Source organism: Clostridium sp. OM05-9, from assembly GCF_003481465.1.
GTDB classification, from domain to species: Bacteria; Bacillota; Clostridia; order Lachnospirales; family Lachnospiraceae; genus Coprococcus; species Coprococcus ammoniilyticus.
The window spans coordinates 113,610-130,207 of the sequence record NZ_QULF01000001.1 but is presented as its reverse complement, the minus strand read 5'-3'; the positions used below and the strand labels follow the sequence as shown (position 1 = coordinate 130,207).

The following is a 16,598-nucleotide window of genomic DNA, read 5'->3' as shown; positions in this document are numbered from 1 at the left end:
CTTTTCCTATTATAAATCAGACAGTCTTCTACTTTATCCATGTAATAGATACCATCCTGCCGCATAACAAAAGGCAGTCATCATATGCTTATGACAACTGCCCTTTGTTATATGATAAACAATACTATATATCTAACAAATCAGGTGTTCAAAGCATATGAAATAAACGCCATACAATCACACATCATCCGGCAGCAACACATATTGTTCTTTGCAGTTGTCATGATTCTTTCTGAGCCCATATGCTTATCCTCCTTGTAAATTCTCTGTGATTTATTCTCAGGAACTTTTCATACTATGTTGATATGTTTTATTTGTTTTGTTCCTTTCATGTTTCATGATTATAGCGTCCGTTTTTCCGGTTGTCAACCATTATATCCTATTTAAGTTATAGGATATATATTTGACTGGCTATAAGTTTTTCTTATAGCCAACAAATATGCAGTATGATTTATACTCCCAGATCTTGTTGAATCAGTAGAAAACTACACTTGTCTTCTCTTGTTACACGCAATGATGTTGACACATATTACGTTTTCAGTTAAACTATACAGATGTAAATACTATTGTTAGGAGGAAGATCGGCTTAACATTACATATTTACTTCCATGTTTTACTAATCTAAAGTTATTGCCGGTATAACTGCATGTCATTTCATTCATTATTAAATTCAATCATCGATTCACAATCCGTAACGAAAAATTCTCTGATCAATGAAACCGGGATCGACCGTTCAAGCTTCTATCAGATCTTGAGCGGCAAACGTATTCCCACAAAAGATCAGATTACAAGTATTATCCGCCAGCTTGATATATCTGCTGCCGATGAGATGGCTTTATATGATGCCTTTTATCTGGAACGGCTTGGTGAGACCAATTATCATTACCTGAAATTCACAGAGAAATGTCTGAGGGTGATCGGTTCTCCATATATAGATACCAATGCATCTAACAACCAGACACCTTCCCGCTCACAGGAATTACAAAATAAACTACCTGACAATCCGATTGATACAGATCAGTCAAAGGCTGCCACAGGAACTATACTTTATCACTCCACGGATGAGATCATCTGTGGTCTGACTAAATTCTTAATACACGCCAGCAAAAAAGAAAACAATCATTTACAGGTATCACTTCCGTTCGATCTGTCATCACGGATCAAACTGTTTTCCAACATTCACTCACTTATCACTTCTGGGAAATTTCAAAATGCAACAATTTCCCAGATACTGCATTTCCAAACAAAAAATTCGGATGACATCACTGAAAAACTGGACGGATTTGCCACGCTGTTAGAATCGATTCTTACAAAAGAACCCAACATCACCTATAACATTTACTATTATTCCAATGAACAAAAAGTCAGCAAGAACTCCGGTGTACTTTTCCCGTTCTATATCATAACGGATGATGCCAGTCTCCTGCTAAATGCCGATGCCAACAAAGGTTGTCTGTTGACCGATCCGAGCCTTATCGGATTAATGCGGGAAGAATTCGCTTCCGTATTTGACCATGCGAAACCATTTCTGTCCAGCTTCAGCCAGAGGGAGCTTCCACAGTTTCAGGCAAGATCCATTCCTGCAGAAGAAGTGATCTTTATCCAGAAGCATCCCGGTGCCTGCCTGATGGTAACGGATGATCTGGTTGATAAATATGTTCCTAATGAATTCAAGGAAACCCTAAAACAGCATTTTCATTTCATGCAGCAAATGAATGCCAGTGAGGGCATCACACTGGATGGCATCCGGGAATTTGCAAGAAATCATGTGATTTCCGAATCCGGGTTCTATGTAGAAGCAAACACGGCAGATATTATCAATGCTCTGGAACAGTTAAAATCACGGCTTGACCGGAACCTCTTTGTCCTTGATACCGAAAAAATTCCGGTATCCGATAACTGGGCTTTCCTTTTATATCCAGATCAATATGCCCTGCTTGTTCCAAATAAAGAACTAGATTTTATCATCTGTGTGTCTGATCCGGAAATTATTCATGCTTTAACCTATACCTTTCACTCGGTAGATTTTGAAGATTATATTTTAGATAATACCCTTGTCAGAAATGAGATACAAAAGCTGATTTCTGAAAATGAAAATCGAGTGGCAGATTCAACTTTATAAATGCCACTTCTGGTTTTTTGTACATCAGCATGGTAATATTTAATTGTTTTTATTGTTACATCATTTGATGTTCACTTTATTCATATGAGGGGTAATTTATAGACAGGCGGCGGCTTCTTACAGGTCAAAGAAGCCGCCGTCTTTGTGATCTTACTATATTATCATAGTAGCATTACAGGATTTTATTTCTCTGTTTTGCGCTATTCTGTCATGTTCAAAATCCCTAGATCGTGCCTTTTACAACCAGAGTACTGACACCCGGATCCGCCGTCCATACACCGGTAGCCGGATTCTGTGTATAGGTTGCAGCCGGAACTGTGATCTGACCCGCAATCGTTGTAAACACTCCTGTTGTCTCATCATAGGTATAGTTTGTTGTCTCTGCCCATGCCGTTCCATTAAAGGATACTGCAAGGTTTGACAAAAGCGGATTAAAGGTATCCACTATCACCGCATCGGTTCCGATATCTGCCGGTGCACTTCCTGCATTCTGGATCAGGAAAGTATAGGTCAATGTTCCGTTTTCTGTTACAGGAACCGGACTTACAGACTTCGTGATTGTAAGGATCGGCGTACTCTCTGTACCGATCGTCTCTGTTACCGTGATCGGAGTAATGCCACCACCGGATACAACTGCTGTATTCGTGATCGTTCCTGCTGCATCCATCGGTGCAAATGCATTCACCTCTGTCTCATAAGCAACTGTGATATTGCCCCCTGCAGGAACTGTCAGCCCTGAAATTGCAAGTGATGGTTCTGCAACAACAACTGGTGTTGACTGAAGCACTCCATTTACATAATATTTCACACTATCAGCCATATAAGTGAGCGGAGTCAGTGTTTCTGTTCCAAATGTGTATGCGCCCAGATTATCTGTAACTGTCAGACCATTAAATGCAGTCGTACCGGAATTTACAATCGTTATAATATACGTTACGGTATCATTCTGACCATATGTCTTTCTGACTGCGGTCTTGCTTGCTGACAATACCTCCAGCAGTTCTCCGACTGCTATATTGGAATTTGCTATGGAATTACCATAGCGAAGCTGTGCCTGATTGGTAAACTGTGCCATAAATTGCTCTCTTCCTTTCTTATATTCAGGTATAGTACAATATATGACAGAATTATTATTTTGTTATTTTTATTAATTATCTTTCTCCCGGAGTTTTACGACCAACTCATAAACCTCAGGATGTTTTTCTTTCAAATGCTCATCCAGCAAATGTCTTCGTTCTTTAAACTTCTCCGCAAGCTCCGGATGTTCCTTTGCAATACGGTCATGGATCTCTCTACGATGCTCCTCGAAGCGTCTGGCAATCGTTTTCTCATCCTTACCTGATATATGAACGATCTCCTTCAGATGCTCTTCCAGATGCTCTAACCACTCATCCTCATCCATAGCTTCCATATGTGACCAGCTTCCATGCAAAAGCTCATCAACATCTCCGGTCTGTTTCAAATGCTCGATCTGAAGTCTGATCTGCTTCTCTATCTCATCTTCACTCTCCGCTCCAAACGCCCAGACAAATTCCTGAACCCTGTTATCTGCACGCTTTCTGGACGCACTTCTCGGCTGATTGTCTACATCACCCTCTAATGGATATGGTCGCTTAATTCCCATATCCTTTAAGGCAATATGTACTGTTCGTCTGACACAGCCTTCCTCAATCAGATAACCAAGTCCCAACTTACGCAGCTGTTCATTCACATCTGCGATATGCTCTGTCATGTAGAAACGGATTCCCTTATCCTTTAACGACTGATATAACATGGCGATCCTGTCAGCCGCTGTTATATCGATACTGCCGATTCCACTGGCATCTATGATAACCGCCTTTGTCTCAGGCGTGATATGATCTTCAATATCTCTCTGGAGGATCTGTATATTCGCAAAGAACAGATTGCTGCTGAACCGATAGATCAGTACACCGGAAATTGCATGGATCTGACTGCTCTCCTTCAGATCCCGGAAATGCTTATGCCCCGGCTGAATTCCAAGGAAACATCTTGCAGGCTTGGCTGTCCGTATGATCATCTCTGTAAAGGAAAGAAGAATACCGATCAATACACCGTTGATCGTGCCAAGTAACAGCACACCAAAGAATGCCCCGAAAAAGATCAGGCATTCTGTACGGCTGACTTTAAAGAGTCTTGCCGCAAGATCAAATTCCGTTGCTCCAAGCAACGCTGATATCACAATGGCTGTAAGCACAGGGACCGGAAGATAACCGATAAATCCGGTCGCACAGACCAGAACAACGATCATGGAAAGACCTGCTATGATACCGGTAAGCTGTGTCTTTGCCTGATACTGTTCTCCCATTGCCGTTCTTGATACCGAGCCATTGATCGGACAACAGCCGGTAAATGCCGCAAGGAAATTCCCCATTGAAAATGCCAGAATCTCCTGGTTATCATTGATCCGGTAACCATTCTTCTGCGCAAAATTATTCTCCGCCAGAAGTGTCTCTGCCATTATAACGACTGCTACCGACAGGCTGATCGTTACAGCCTCGCGGATCGATATCACACTAAAATCCGGAACCGCCCAGTGTGGGAGTCCGGTATCAACAGATGCAAGTGTCTGCACACCCCAGTCCTCTATAGGAAGCAGATATGTCATGCCTGCCCCGGCTATCATCAAAAGAACCGCCATCGGGAATTTTGGGATCAGCTTCTTACATACCAGCAATAGCACAAGAGCCGCAAGTCCCAGTACCACCGACTGCCAATTGATATCTTTGGCTGTCTTTATAATATGTTCTGTCAGCTCAAAAAACTCTCCGGTTCCTGCCGATCCTCCCATCAGCTTCGGTACCTGCATTAGTATAATAGTCGTACAGATTCCGGTAATGAATCCGCCCATAACCGGTGCCGATATATAGTTGACCAGTTTTCCTGCTTTCATAATATAAAACGCCAGAAGCCACAATGCCACAAAGAAGGTCAGTACCGGAACAACCGCCATTGCCTCCTCTGATCCACTCTCTATATGAAGGCTTAACAATGCCGAACCAATAAGGGCTGCCGGAGCTGCATCCACTCCAAAAATAAACTGAGGCGATGTCGAGAACAGAGCAAATATCAAGATCGGAAATACCGAACCATACAGTCCATAGACCGCAGGAAGTCCGGCAATCTGCGCATATCCCATGGAGATCGGAATGGATACTGCCATGATAATAATACCTGCAAGAAGATCCTTTATGAAATTTTTCTTATCATAATGACGTAATGTAGCCGCTAATGTTATCTTCATCTCTGCCTCTTATATCTGTATATTCTTATACTGCAATTATAAAAGAAAAGTGGAGCTATGCACAACCATTATCTTCGCCTTTCTTCTAAGTTAGCCCCCTGTTATCAACCATCTGATACATGACATATATCAATTGCACCATCCATTGTCTATCTCCGATTGGATCTCCGCCAAATCTTTCTCGCTTCTGCTTCCCTGATCAATTCATCTCTGAAATCAGGGTGTGCGATCGATACCAGAGCCTCCGCCCGCTCCCATGTTGATCGACCTTCCAGATTCACAACCCCATATTCTGTTGCCAGAAAATAAACCTGACTTCTTGGAGAAGTAACGATATCTCCATTAAACTGTGGATGAATTCTTGAATGAACCACCCCTTTACTGTCCTTGTACACAGAACTCATGCAGATAAATGCTTTACCTCCCTTAGATGCAGATGCACCAACGAGGAAATCCAGCTGTCCACCGGTTCCGGATATCTGTCTGACACCTGCACTCTCCGCTGCCACCTGACCATACAGATCAACAGCAACACAGCTATTGATGGAAACCATGTTATCAATCTCACCGATCACTCCGGGACGATTCACGTACTCTAACGGATATGCCGCAACTCCCGGATTATCGTCAATCCAATCATATAGGTTCTTGCTTCCGACCGCACAACCAAATACTCCTTTTCCGCGATCAATCTGCTTGTATTTGTTCGTGAGCTTTCCCGCCAGATACATTTTCAGATATGCATCACTGCAAAGCTCCGTATGCATACCAAGATCCTTCAGATCAGACTCCGCAATGATATCACCCAGTGCATTCGGCATACTTCCAATACCGATCTGCAGGGTTGCTCCATCCACGATATAAGGAATGATCAGTTCCGCAATCTTACGATCAACTGCAGTCGGCTCCGGCATCAGCATATCCGGATACGGTTCATGCTCTCCTTCCACGATATAATCAATATCCGAAATATGGATACACTCATCATAACCGCCGCGAACCTTCGGAAGATTCTCATTGATCTCTACGATCACGATATCTGCCGCACGCACGATCGGTGCTGCCACTCCGGTATTGACCGAATAATTAAAATATCCATGCCGATCCATCGGTGACACACTGAGCATAACTACATTTACCTTAAGAAAATACTCATAATATGCTGCATTATTATGAAATACCATCGGAATATAATAGCAGAGTCCACGATCACATAACGACCGCTCATATGCTGAACAATGCCAGCTGTGATAAGTAAAATGCTCCTGACTCTCATCACATTCTGCAACTGCGATCGGCCCTGAGATCAGATTACCACGGATCTTAACATCAAACAGCTCGTCTCTACGTTTCGCCAATGCACGATCCAGGATCTCCGGCTTTCCAAGTGAACAGGTATAATCCACCCAGTCACCATCTTTTACAACGGAAACCGCTTCCTCCGGGGTGCGGAGTTTTCGTCTGTATTCCTCTAAAAAATGTTCGTATGTCATACTGTTCCCTCCTTCGCTTATCCGTCCCTGACACAAATTACGCCTGTAAAACCTCTGACAGCTTCGTGTCTGACTGCAATACTTCTATCGCTTTCTTTCGGTACTGTTCTTCGTGAAGATAAGTATACCGGAATGGTTTTATAGCCGGTGCTTTTTCGATCGCACGGATGAAATCTTCCCGCTTCATGCCGACTGTCTTCACATAATCCCAGAATCCGGTATCTGTAAATACCGTATTGATCCGCTCATATCTGTGATCCTGAACAACACTCATCAGGTATGTTGCAACTCCGACCTGAATACCATGAAGCTGCGGGCGTTCCAACATCTGATCCAATGCATGTGATATCAGATGCTCACTTCCACTAGTCGGCGCACTGTCTCCTGCAATCTCATTTGCCACACCGCTCATGGCAAGAGAATCTAATAGTTCTTTGATAAACCGTTCATCGTGAATGTCTTTAAACGGTGTCCGAACAAAGCTGTTGACCGCCTTCTTCGATATCATCATCGCAAAGTCATTTACCGAACCATGTCCATGTGCTTCTTCAAAATTCCAGTCATAAAGTGCCGTGATCTTCGATACCATATCACCGATACCGGAAAACAGAAATGCCTCCGGTGCCCCCTTTATCGCATCGATATCTGCAAAGATTCCATATGCGATCCCTGCCGGTACAGATTTGCGTCGTCCCTCCACGATCAGAGATGCGCTGGCACTGGAAAATCCATCACTGGATGCCGATGTCGGCACACTGATAAATGGCAGTTTTCTTAAGAAGCCACAATATTTGGCCGCATCAACCACCTTACCGCCTCCGATACCAAGCACTGCCTGTGCTGTATTCGGGAATGAAAATGCAAGCTGCACCAGATCGTCGATCCGAACGGTATCCATCTCCATATATTGGAGCACCTCAACACCGCTGTCTGACATACCCTCCATCACCGTATGTCCAAACATATCGATCAACCCATTGCCAAACAGGATCACAACCTTGTAGATTCCCTCATCTGCAAGATAACCCCCGATCCGTCTGAGCAGATCTTTCTCCACCTTTAATATCGATGGTATCTGTATCTCCCTGGTATCAATCTTCGCCATAATCGCCAACCTCCTGTAGCCCTGTAATTTATTATACATTCTCTTATTCAAAATTTCTGCATTACTCTATATTTTGCACTATTCTATATTCTACATAATTATATACTCAACATACCCTATTTTAACCTAAACTGCAACTTATTCCATTCAGACCAACACTAACATAGAGCAGTGGAAATACAAACGATTGGTATGATGAACTAACGCCTAAAAAATTTGAAGCCGGAGGGATATATATTTTATGAAGCAGACCTATTATTACGTCGGTCCTTAACGAATCACCATCTGGTGATGAGTTTAGTACCGCTACGTAATAATCGAACGAAAGTGCTCTGCGTAATAAATATATATCCCACCAGCTCCAAATTTTTCACAGCCTTAATTGTATTTCCACTGCTCAGACTGCAGCTGGAGGTCAACCATATGCTTGTAGATGCCGTTCCCGGCTTTCAGATCCGCAGGTGTCCCCTGCTCCGCAACTACGCCATCCTTCAACACAACGATCTTATCAACACCATCTACCGTACGCATTCTATGTGCAATGATAAGTACCGTCTTATTCCGGATCAGCTTGGAGATAGATTCCTGAATAACAGACTCGTTATCTACATCCAGAGATGCGGTTGCTTCATCCATCAGAATAATCGGCGCATCCTTTAAGAACGCTCTTGCGATCGAGATTCTCTGACGTTCGCCACCGGACAACTCGGAACCGTTTTCACCGATCATGGTATCCCATTTATCCGGAAGCTTCTCGATGAAATCTGTACAGTTTGCAAGCTTTGCTGCTGCCATAACTTCTTCATCGGTCGCATCCTTTTTACCGATCCGGATGTTCTCCATAATTGTATTATTGAACAATGTAACATCCTGGAACACGATCGAATACAAGGACAATAACTGCTCCGGATCAATTTCCAGAACATTCATGCCGCCGACTGTGATCGTACCGGCATTGTTATCCCAGAATCTTGCTGCCAGTCTGGAAACCGTTGTCTTACCACCGCCGGATGGTCCGATCAGGGCTGTGACCTCACCCTGCTTTGCCGTAAAGCTGACATCGGAAAGCACCTGTTCTCCAGCCTTATAGGAGAATGCCACATGATCAAATACGATGTCATATCCCTTATTATCCGGATTCTCTCTTCCTGTCTGTTCATCATGAGACAGGATCTCATCCATACGCTCACAGTTCTTATTGATACTGATAACGGCAGCCAGATTCTGAAGCGAGATCTGAAGCGGCTCATACATTCTGGTTACAACCAACAGAAATGCAAAGAACGTCAGTACACTGATCTTGCCATCAACCAGAAGAATACTTCCAACAAGTGCCACTGTCCCGATACCAAGCTTTAAGATCATCTGTGCGGAGCAGACAAATGCTGCATTTGCAAATTCGGATACTATCGCATGATGCTCGACATCCTTGATTTTTTTATTCAGACCCTCCATATAAGAATCAGCCATATTATTGGAACGAAGATCACGGATCGTTTCCAGACCTTCCTGTATCCCGTCCAGACATGCAAGCTTATAGGTTATCGTCTTCTCATGAACCTTACCCATAACTGTCTTTGAATAACCAACGATGGCAAATGCTACCGGCATAACCCATACAGCCGCCAGTGCCATTCTACAGTCGAAGAAAAACAGCCCGATCACGATCAGTGTTGTAGATATAAATGCACCTACAAGCTCAGGAATCCAGTGTGAGCTTGCTGTCTCGATCAATGCACAGTCGGACATGATTGTATTTGTCAAATCTGCAAGATCCTTCTTGCCAAAGAAAGAAAGCGGAAGCTTTCTCAGCTTTTCTGCAAGCGTTCTGCGACGGACTCCACTCTCTACGTAGGTCGAATAGAAAGTCGAATTATATTGAAAACTTGTTGACATTACAATTAACAATAAAGTTACACTGATTCCAATAATAAAGAATATCAGTTTATCCTTTGGAACACAGTTCTCCAACAGGTAGGAAGCTAATTGATACAGCAGTCCTACCGGGAGCATCAGCACCAGATTGGAGATCGTAACTGCCACAAAGGCGCGAACCATAGCATTTGCACCCTTTTCGGACAAGGCATATTTGTGCTTTAATTTTTCTATCATGCTGTTTCACCTTTCCTTCCTACCTGCCAGTTGACAGATTTGTTATATTCCTTCCACATATGAGTATAGATTCCGTTCTTTTCCGACAGTTCCTCATGTGTTCCGTTCTCTGCGATCTTACCATCCTTCAGCACATAGATGCAGTCCGCATCCGTTATGGTTGACAGGCGATGTGCGATCATGATAACCGTCTTGTCCTTTGCCAGATTCTCAAACGCTTTCTGAACCAGACGCTCATTATCCGGATCGGCAAATGCTGTTGCTTCATCTAAGATCAGAATCGGTGCATTCTTAAGAAATGCTCTTGCGATCGATAACCGCTGTGCTTCACCACCGGATACATAGATTCCCCTGGAGCCAATCATCGTATGTACCCCCTCCGGGAACTTCTCTATGATATCCATACACTGCGCTGCGGAAAGTGCCTGCATAACTTCCTCGTCAGTCGCATCTGGTCTGCCCATTCTTACATTTTCCAATATGCTGATCTTTAACAGCCTGCTGTCCTGAAATACATACGATACTTCTTCCATCAGTTTCTTAGTGTCGATATTCTTAACATCCACACCACCGATCTTTATGCTGCCATCCTTTACATCCCAAAATCTTGCAACCAGAGATGCCAATGTCGTCTTACCACCACCGGATGGTCCAACGAAAGCGATATGTGCACCGGTCGGAATCTTCATGGATATATCGTCAATTGCATTTTTCTTTGCTTCGTCATAGGCAAATGTAACATGCTCCATCGTGATCGATGCATCCTTTGGTATCTCCTGCTTTTCTGTATTTACCAGAGGCTTTGCATTTAGAATATCATCCATTCTCTGTAATGCATCCTCCACCAGCATCTGGGATTCGCCTGCATAGGCAATCTTCATCAGTGTAGTTGTAAGAACCGAAGTGATCAGGATATAGAAGATCAGGTTTAATACAAATGTATTACTTACATGATTACCACCCAGAATGTAAGCAACAATGATTAGTGCTGCAAAGATTCCATTTGCTGACATTGTAAACAGCACCATCGGCTTCATCATCCCCTTGGTGTAATCAAGCGTCCATTTCTCATAATCATCGATTGCCGCTTTGAACTTCTTGAATGAGTACACCGTCTGTCCAAAGGTCTTAACAACCGGAATACCTCTTACATACTCAACTGCCTCGGAAGACATGGTCTCAAGTGCATTCTGATACTGCTTCATATCCTCTGCCATCTTTGGTCCCATCATCAATGTTCCCATCGTGATAAATGCCAGAACCGCAGGAATCAGACTGGCAATTCCCAGTCTCCAGTCAAATACGAACATCACCACTAACAGTCCAACCGGCGTTGCAACGGAAACTACTTTATCCGGAAGGTTATGTGCGAGGAAAGTCTCTGTTGCTGCACTTGAATCATTTACAACCTTACGGAGCTTTCCGGTTCCTTCTTTCTCAACGTAGCCAAGCGGCAGCTTCATGATATGCTCCATCATAGTGGTTCTCATATTTGCCTGTACACGAAAGGCCGCAATATGGGAGCACATCAGCGCGACAATATAGATAACCATTGCAAGCAGAGCAAATCCAACCGCCTGCCAGCCATAGGTTTTGATATGTGTCGCATCTGCGAAATCCGGCCGAACCTCAAGGATCTCTTTCATAATACGCCAGATATCATAAAATGGTATCAATGCGATCCAAGCAGAAAGGATCGCAAAAACACAGGACGCATAGGTAAAATACTTATGCCCTCCTGCTATGCCCATGAGTCTGGACAATGCACTTTGTTTCTTTTCTTTCATAGTTAACCTCCTGTTACTAAAGTTAGTATTTGCTAACCTATATTTATTTTTATAGGACTGATGCATGTTGTATTTCATGCAGCAGTCCCTATTATCAGAACTTCATTCCGATCACCGCCTGCCAGCCCGCATAGGTAAATGCTCTGACATTTGCCATAAATTCTTTTGCCTCTTCATAGCTCTTATCATGTGTGATGAGTTCATACACATACTGCCATCCGTTCCTGCAATATACATGGATAAAAAAATCATCTATCGGATGTCCTCCATCCGAAAACTGCTTCGCAAACTGTTTATAATAGTATTCTTCCTTTGCCGCAAGCCTGTCAAAATATGTCTCATATTCTGTCCTCGCCGAACAGCAGAAGATCAGTTTGAATTCTTCCAGATGTCCATAAATATATTCCAGTACAAGATCCGTTCCCTCATCCCCGGCATCCTCTGCCCGGCTGATATCTGCCGCTTCTCCTGCTTTCTTTATGCTGTCAGAATAAATCGCCATCAACTCATCTGCGGCTTCCTTTACAATCGCTGTAAATAATCCACTCTTGTCGCCAAATCTTGTATAGATTGAATTCGTGCTGACACCACTGTCTGCCGATATTCTCCGCAGACTTGCATCATGGAATCCGTATTCTAAGAATTCCTTTCTGGCACTGGCCAGTAAATTTTCAGTTACACCTTCTGATTCTTTTCTCATAAACACACCTTAATCATTTATATCCAATATAAAATAACAGTGTTATTATAACACTGTTATTTTATAAAAGTCAAGATTATTTACACAATTTGTTCTACATTATTTTTCAAATAAGAGAACTACTCCTATATCTGTTACCAATACCAGATTACCGTTTTCGAATCGTATACAGACATCCCATTCCAGACACCGCCAACAAAATATAAAGCACAGCCAGATTCATATCATCTCCTGTCTTGGGTGATGCTGTCTTATCATCTTTTTTCACTTCTGTTGTATCACCATCACCACTCTGTGTCGTGCTGCCTGTTCCATCTTCTGTACGGTCTGTTGTTGTGGCCTCTGAAGAATCTTCCGTCGTAACTTCTGTTGTCTCTCCGGTTGTGGTCTCTGTTTCCGGTTCTGTTGTTTCTTCTGTTGAAGCTTCTGTTACATCCCCGGTCGTATCCTCCGATGGATCCTCAGTCGTTGCTCCTGTCTGATCCTCTGTTGTCGTCTCAACCTTCTTATATGCGATCGCATAATTAGAAAATCCATCCGTCTGGAACATCACCATTTTAGTTGCCACATCAAAAGAAGCAGGAATAATCTCATAGGTTCCATCCTTTTTCTCATGAATAACTGCCAGCTCACTGTTTTCAGATTCCCAGTCGGCTTCTATCTGAAGGGATACCTTTGCCGTTTTCTTCAAAGTCTCTATATTATTTACCCACAGATTTGCTGCTGTATTCTTATACAGGATCTGTGCCAGCTTGATATCAAAATACCCGGTGATCTGATAATCACCTGCTGCCTTTTTAAAAGCCTCAAGCTGTTGCTGTGTGAGGACTGCATCCTTTATCGTCAGTCTGCTGTTTCCTGATGTGATCTCATTTTCCGCAAGCTGGATCAATGCTCTTTTCACTTTATCTGTTTTAAGCTCTACCTGATCTTCTGCCTTTGTAAATATGCTGCTGATATGTACATTTTCATCCGGCATTGTATATGAAAATGTAGATGCATCTGACAAAGGCGTTAAAGACTGACCATTTATCGTTATCGATTCAAGCTGATATCCATATTCCGGTACTGCCCGGAGAATAATTTCTGAACCCGGTATAACACTTGCCCATCCATAATTGGTGTCCTGCTTAACACCATCTAAACCGATCGATGTTCCATCCGGGTTTTTGATCTCAAGGATCTCAAGCGTTCCATTCTTTAACAGCTCATAATCTTTCAATCCATTATTACCTGTTTTATCTTTGGCCCATATAATAGTTCTTGGTATGATCGTCGGCTTCTTTGTAACTTCGATCACATATTCACTGGCAGGCGCAATCGTGAATTCCACTGTATCCTTCGTTCCTTCCGGCAATGTGATCGTCTTTCCATTTACTGTGACCGTTCCGATATCTCCATCTCCAAATGCCAACTGAATCCTGAGCAGATTATAGATTTCGCCGGACGCATATCCCTTTCCAGTTCCCTGTATATGACTGCTCTCAGCTCCGATCTTCTCTGAATTCAGATAAATTTCCATTCCAAATCCATCATAGGTTCCCATGATCTGAATATCATCCGGGTAACCGGGGTTCGGAGGCGTTGATACTTTTTCTATTCTGAAATTCAGATTACCGCTAAAACGGTTTGTATCCAATTTTACATAAGGATTCGAGCTGATATCATACGATTCATCATTGATATATAACTGAAGTTTCACACTTGAGATTCCAAGCAGGTCATCTGGTGAGGAAACATCCAAAACGGTAGTTGCTTTCAGATAATATTCTTTATCTGACAGATCGATCTGCATGTTATTTCCATTGATCGGACAATTTGTGTAACTGTCCATAACAATATCTCTCGTACATAATGTCAGCCTTACTTTATAGGCATCATCAACAGCAAAGGTCGCTTTTCCATTTTCAATAGATGCCCCGATAAAATTCAATGTTGCCATGTTGGTTTCTGCAGCCCTTACCTGTGTGCTGGCAAATGGCAACCATATCATACTGATACACAGCCATAAACTTAGAAAAATCCCTAATTTTTTCCTCATAATTTTGTCCTCCATCTGCTTCCCTCCCTAGGGAAGTTATTTGCAGTCATTCTATCAAAAAGCACCTGATTCCACAAGCGTTTCAGACAAGAAAAATCATGAAAAAAGTCAGGAAAATAGCGTGTTTGAGGCGTTGCGGCAAACACCGGAACGCAGTGCTATATTTCCTGACTGATATAATTTTTATGTCTATAATTTTCCTTAGAATTTCTTCTCCATACAGATAAAATGTTTGTCAAACAGATCACATTCCCCGACAGTTCTAAATCCGATCTTTGCATATGTCGAAAGTGCTACCACATGGCCTTCCCGAACCAGAATATGGATTCCTTTCATGCCCCTGTTCTTCAACACATCACCGGCATAATTCATCATCTGCTTTGCGATTCCCTGTCCCTGCATATCCTTTCTTACACAGAGTCTGGACAATTCTCCCGACGGTGCCTGATCTTCATGCCAGCAGGTCAGTGACTCCACGGCATCGTCATGGTCGATTGAGATCGTCGCAATGATCTCTCCTGCATCGTTCTTCATCACAAACAGGTCTTCATTCTTAAGGTCAAATGCGATCGTGTTCTCATCCGGGTATGTCTCGCTCCACTCACATGGTCCCCCGATCATCGCATGGTATAAAGCCAGCAGTTCATCTTTATCTTCTTCTGTTGCATTCATTATCTGCATGGTAAGTCCTCTCTTTTCTGTCTTTCTTCGTTCTCAACTCATGCTGTCAATTCCTGAATATAATGATCCTTTTCTGTCCATAACGCTGGATTTATTCCATATTCTTTCAAAGCGCCTATCGCATCATCTGATACTTTTCTATCTGTATTCTGAATAAATGCATATAATTTTGCTTCCCGCTGACGCATATCCTTCGTATCATTCCACGCAAAAATAATATTTCTGGCTGCATTCAGATCCATATTATTAACAACCTTAATAAATCTTTCTGTAGATTTTTTAGAACGAGCTATTGCAAAATCATAATGCGTTGTCAATTTGCTTTTTCCTGTCAGACATATATTATCAATATATCTTACATCATTTGCATCAAAAAACTTCTGAACATCATCTAAAAAAACAGATTGAACATTATTTCTTGATAAGTAAAACATATCACTTATTTTTACCATACATTGCGCCAGCATATGTTTCTTTAATGGCAGATCACTGGTTGTACAGTTCACTGTTAATTCATTTGTTTCTGTTTTTGTTACACCATATGAGGAAATAATAGAATTAAGTATTGTCATTCTCCTGACACCACTATCCAGATCAAATCCACCCAACTGTAGATCTCTAATCGTCGCTCCATCATCTGTAATATAAAATGTGCCATCCCCCTGTTCAATGATATATAATTCTATACAATCATTATTTCTATCTAAAAAAGGCAATGTTATTCTATAAGTAGTACTATTCACCTTATATTGATCAATATTTTGTTTTAACCAGTCCAAATACTGTTTTCCAAAATCTATATCATGTTGCACACTCATCATATCACACCCTGCACATTTTCTATATTTATATTACAATATCCGCAAAAATCGGAAAAAACATTCATAAAATTAATATTGTTCTTATCAAAATTTATTCCTTCAAAATTTTCTAAATCATATGCCCATGGAAGATTTCCTGTGTCATTATCTGTTTCTCTAAAGATATGTATATAATTTCTGGATGTCTTCGTCCCATCTGGATTTATATGCGGTGGTGAATCAATATCTATTCTGACAAGTGGTAATCTGGTGATTGCATATCTATTTTGTATTTTGAATTTTAATAATTCAATTCTCCCACTTCTATCTACATCCAGATAAAACTTATCCTTAAAGTTTTTACTCTCTAAGTCATAAGTCTCACTTTTCCCATTATTAGGCAATTCAACAGGATACTTTTTAAATATTTTTTCAATCTGTAATAATCTTTGAAATTCTTTGTCTGTCACGTCTTCATCCCCCCTATTTTTCTTT

Annotated in this window: 12 protein-coding genes; 1 reads left to right on the top strand and 11 read right to left on the bottom strand. The window is 42.0% G+C overall.

From position 1 onward, the window contains the following. Positions 1–646: 646 nt before the first annotated feature. On the top strand, positions 647–2,122 hold the full coding sequence (locus DXB77_RS00575; protein ID WP_118662441.1) for a hypothetical protein: 1,476 nt from the start codon (positions 647–649) through the stop codon (positions 2,120–2,122). Positions 2,123–2,345: 223 nt separating this feature from the next. Here the strand turns inward: DXB77_RS00575 and DXB77_RS00570 are convergent, their stop codons facing one another. The 11 genes from DXB77_RS00570 to DXB77_RS00520 all read right to left on the bottom strand — a co-directional run bounded on the left by DXB77_RS00570 (position 2,346) and on the right by DXB77_RS00520 (position 16,573). Next, positions 2,346–3,197 (bottom strand): hypothetical protein, encoded by an 852-nt coding sequence (locus tag DXB77_RS00570; RefSeq protein ID WP_008402132.1) that lies wholly within the window; start codon positions 3,195–3,197, stop codon positions 2,346–2,348. Positions 3,198–3,269: 72 nt separating this feature from the next. Beyond that, a complete protein-coding gene (locus DXB77_RS00565) occupies positions 3,270–5,384 on the bottom strand; it encodes a SulP family inorganic anion transporter (protein WP_118662440.1) in 2,115 nt (704 codons plus the stop codon). 149 nt (positions 5,385–5,533) lie between these two features. After that, a complete protein-coding gene (locus DXB77_RS00560; RefSeq protein ID WP_021943417.1) occupies positions 5,534–6,877 on the bottom strand; it encodes an acetyl-CoA hydrolase/transferase C-terminal domain-containing protein in 1,344 nt (447 codons plus the stop codon). Between the two features lie 37 nt (positions 6,878–6,914). Next, positions 6,915–7,982, bottom strand: coding sequence for an iron-containing alcohol dehydrogenase family protein (locus DXB77_RS00555; protein ID WP_182439412.1), 1,068 nt, complete (start codon positions 7,980–7,982; stop codon positions 6,915–6,917). 378 nt (positions 7,983–8,360) lie between these two features. Then, entirely contained in the window at positions 8,361–10,094 is a 1,734-nt protein-coding gene (locus DXB77_RS00550; RefSeq protein ID WP_118662439.1) for an ABC transporter ATP-binding protein, read from the bottom strand. Then, on the bottom strand, positions 10,091–11,881 hold the full coding sequence (locus DXB77_RS00545) for an ABC transporter ATP-binding protein (protein ID WP_118662438.1): 1,791 nt from the start codon (positions 11,879–11,881) through the stop codon (positions 10,091–10,093). The genes DXB77_RS00550 and DXB77_RS00545 overlap by 4 nt, the downstream gene beginning before the upstream one ends. A 94-nt stretch (positions 11,882–11,975) precedes the next feature. Continuing rightward, positions 11,976–12,581 (bottom strand): TetR/AcrR family transcriptional regulator, encoded by a 606-nt coding sequence (locus DXB77_RS00540; RefSeq protein WP_118662437.1) that lies wholly within the window; start codon positions 12,579–12,581, stop codon positions 11,976–11,978. A 148-nt stretch (positions 12,582–12,729) separates the two neighbouring features. Then, a complete protein-coding gene (locus DXB77_RS00535; protein ID WP_147353794.1) occupies positions 12,730–14,622 on the bottom strand; it encodes a hypothetical protein in 1,893 nt (630 codons plus the stop codon). Positions 14,623–14,823: 201 nt separating this feature from the next. Then, entirely contained in the window at positions 14,824–15,303 is a 480-nt protein-coding gene (locus tag DXB77_RS00530) for a GNAT family N-acetyltransferase (RefSeq protein ID WP_008402123.1), read from the bottom strand. 38 nt (positions 15,304–15,341) lie between these two features. After that, a complete protein-coding gene (locus DXB77_RS00525; protein ID WP_118662435.1) occupies positions 15,342–16,124 on the bottom strand; it encodes a DUF1828 domain-containing protein in 783 nt (260 codons plus the stop codon). Continuing rightward, on the bottom strand, positions 16,121–16,573 hold the full coding sequence (locus tag DXB77_RS00520; protein WP_118662434.1) for a hypothetical protein: 453 nt from the start codon (positions 16,571–16,573) through the stop codon (positions 16,121–16,123). The genes DXB77_RS00525 and DXB77_RS00520 overlap by 4 nt, the downstream gene beginning before the upstream one ends. Positions 16,574–16,598 lie beyond the last annotated feature (25 nt).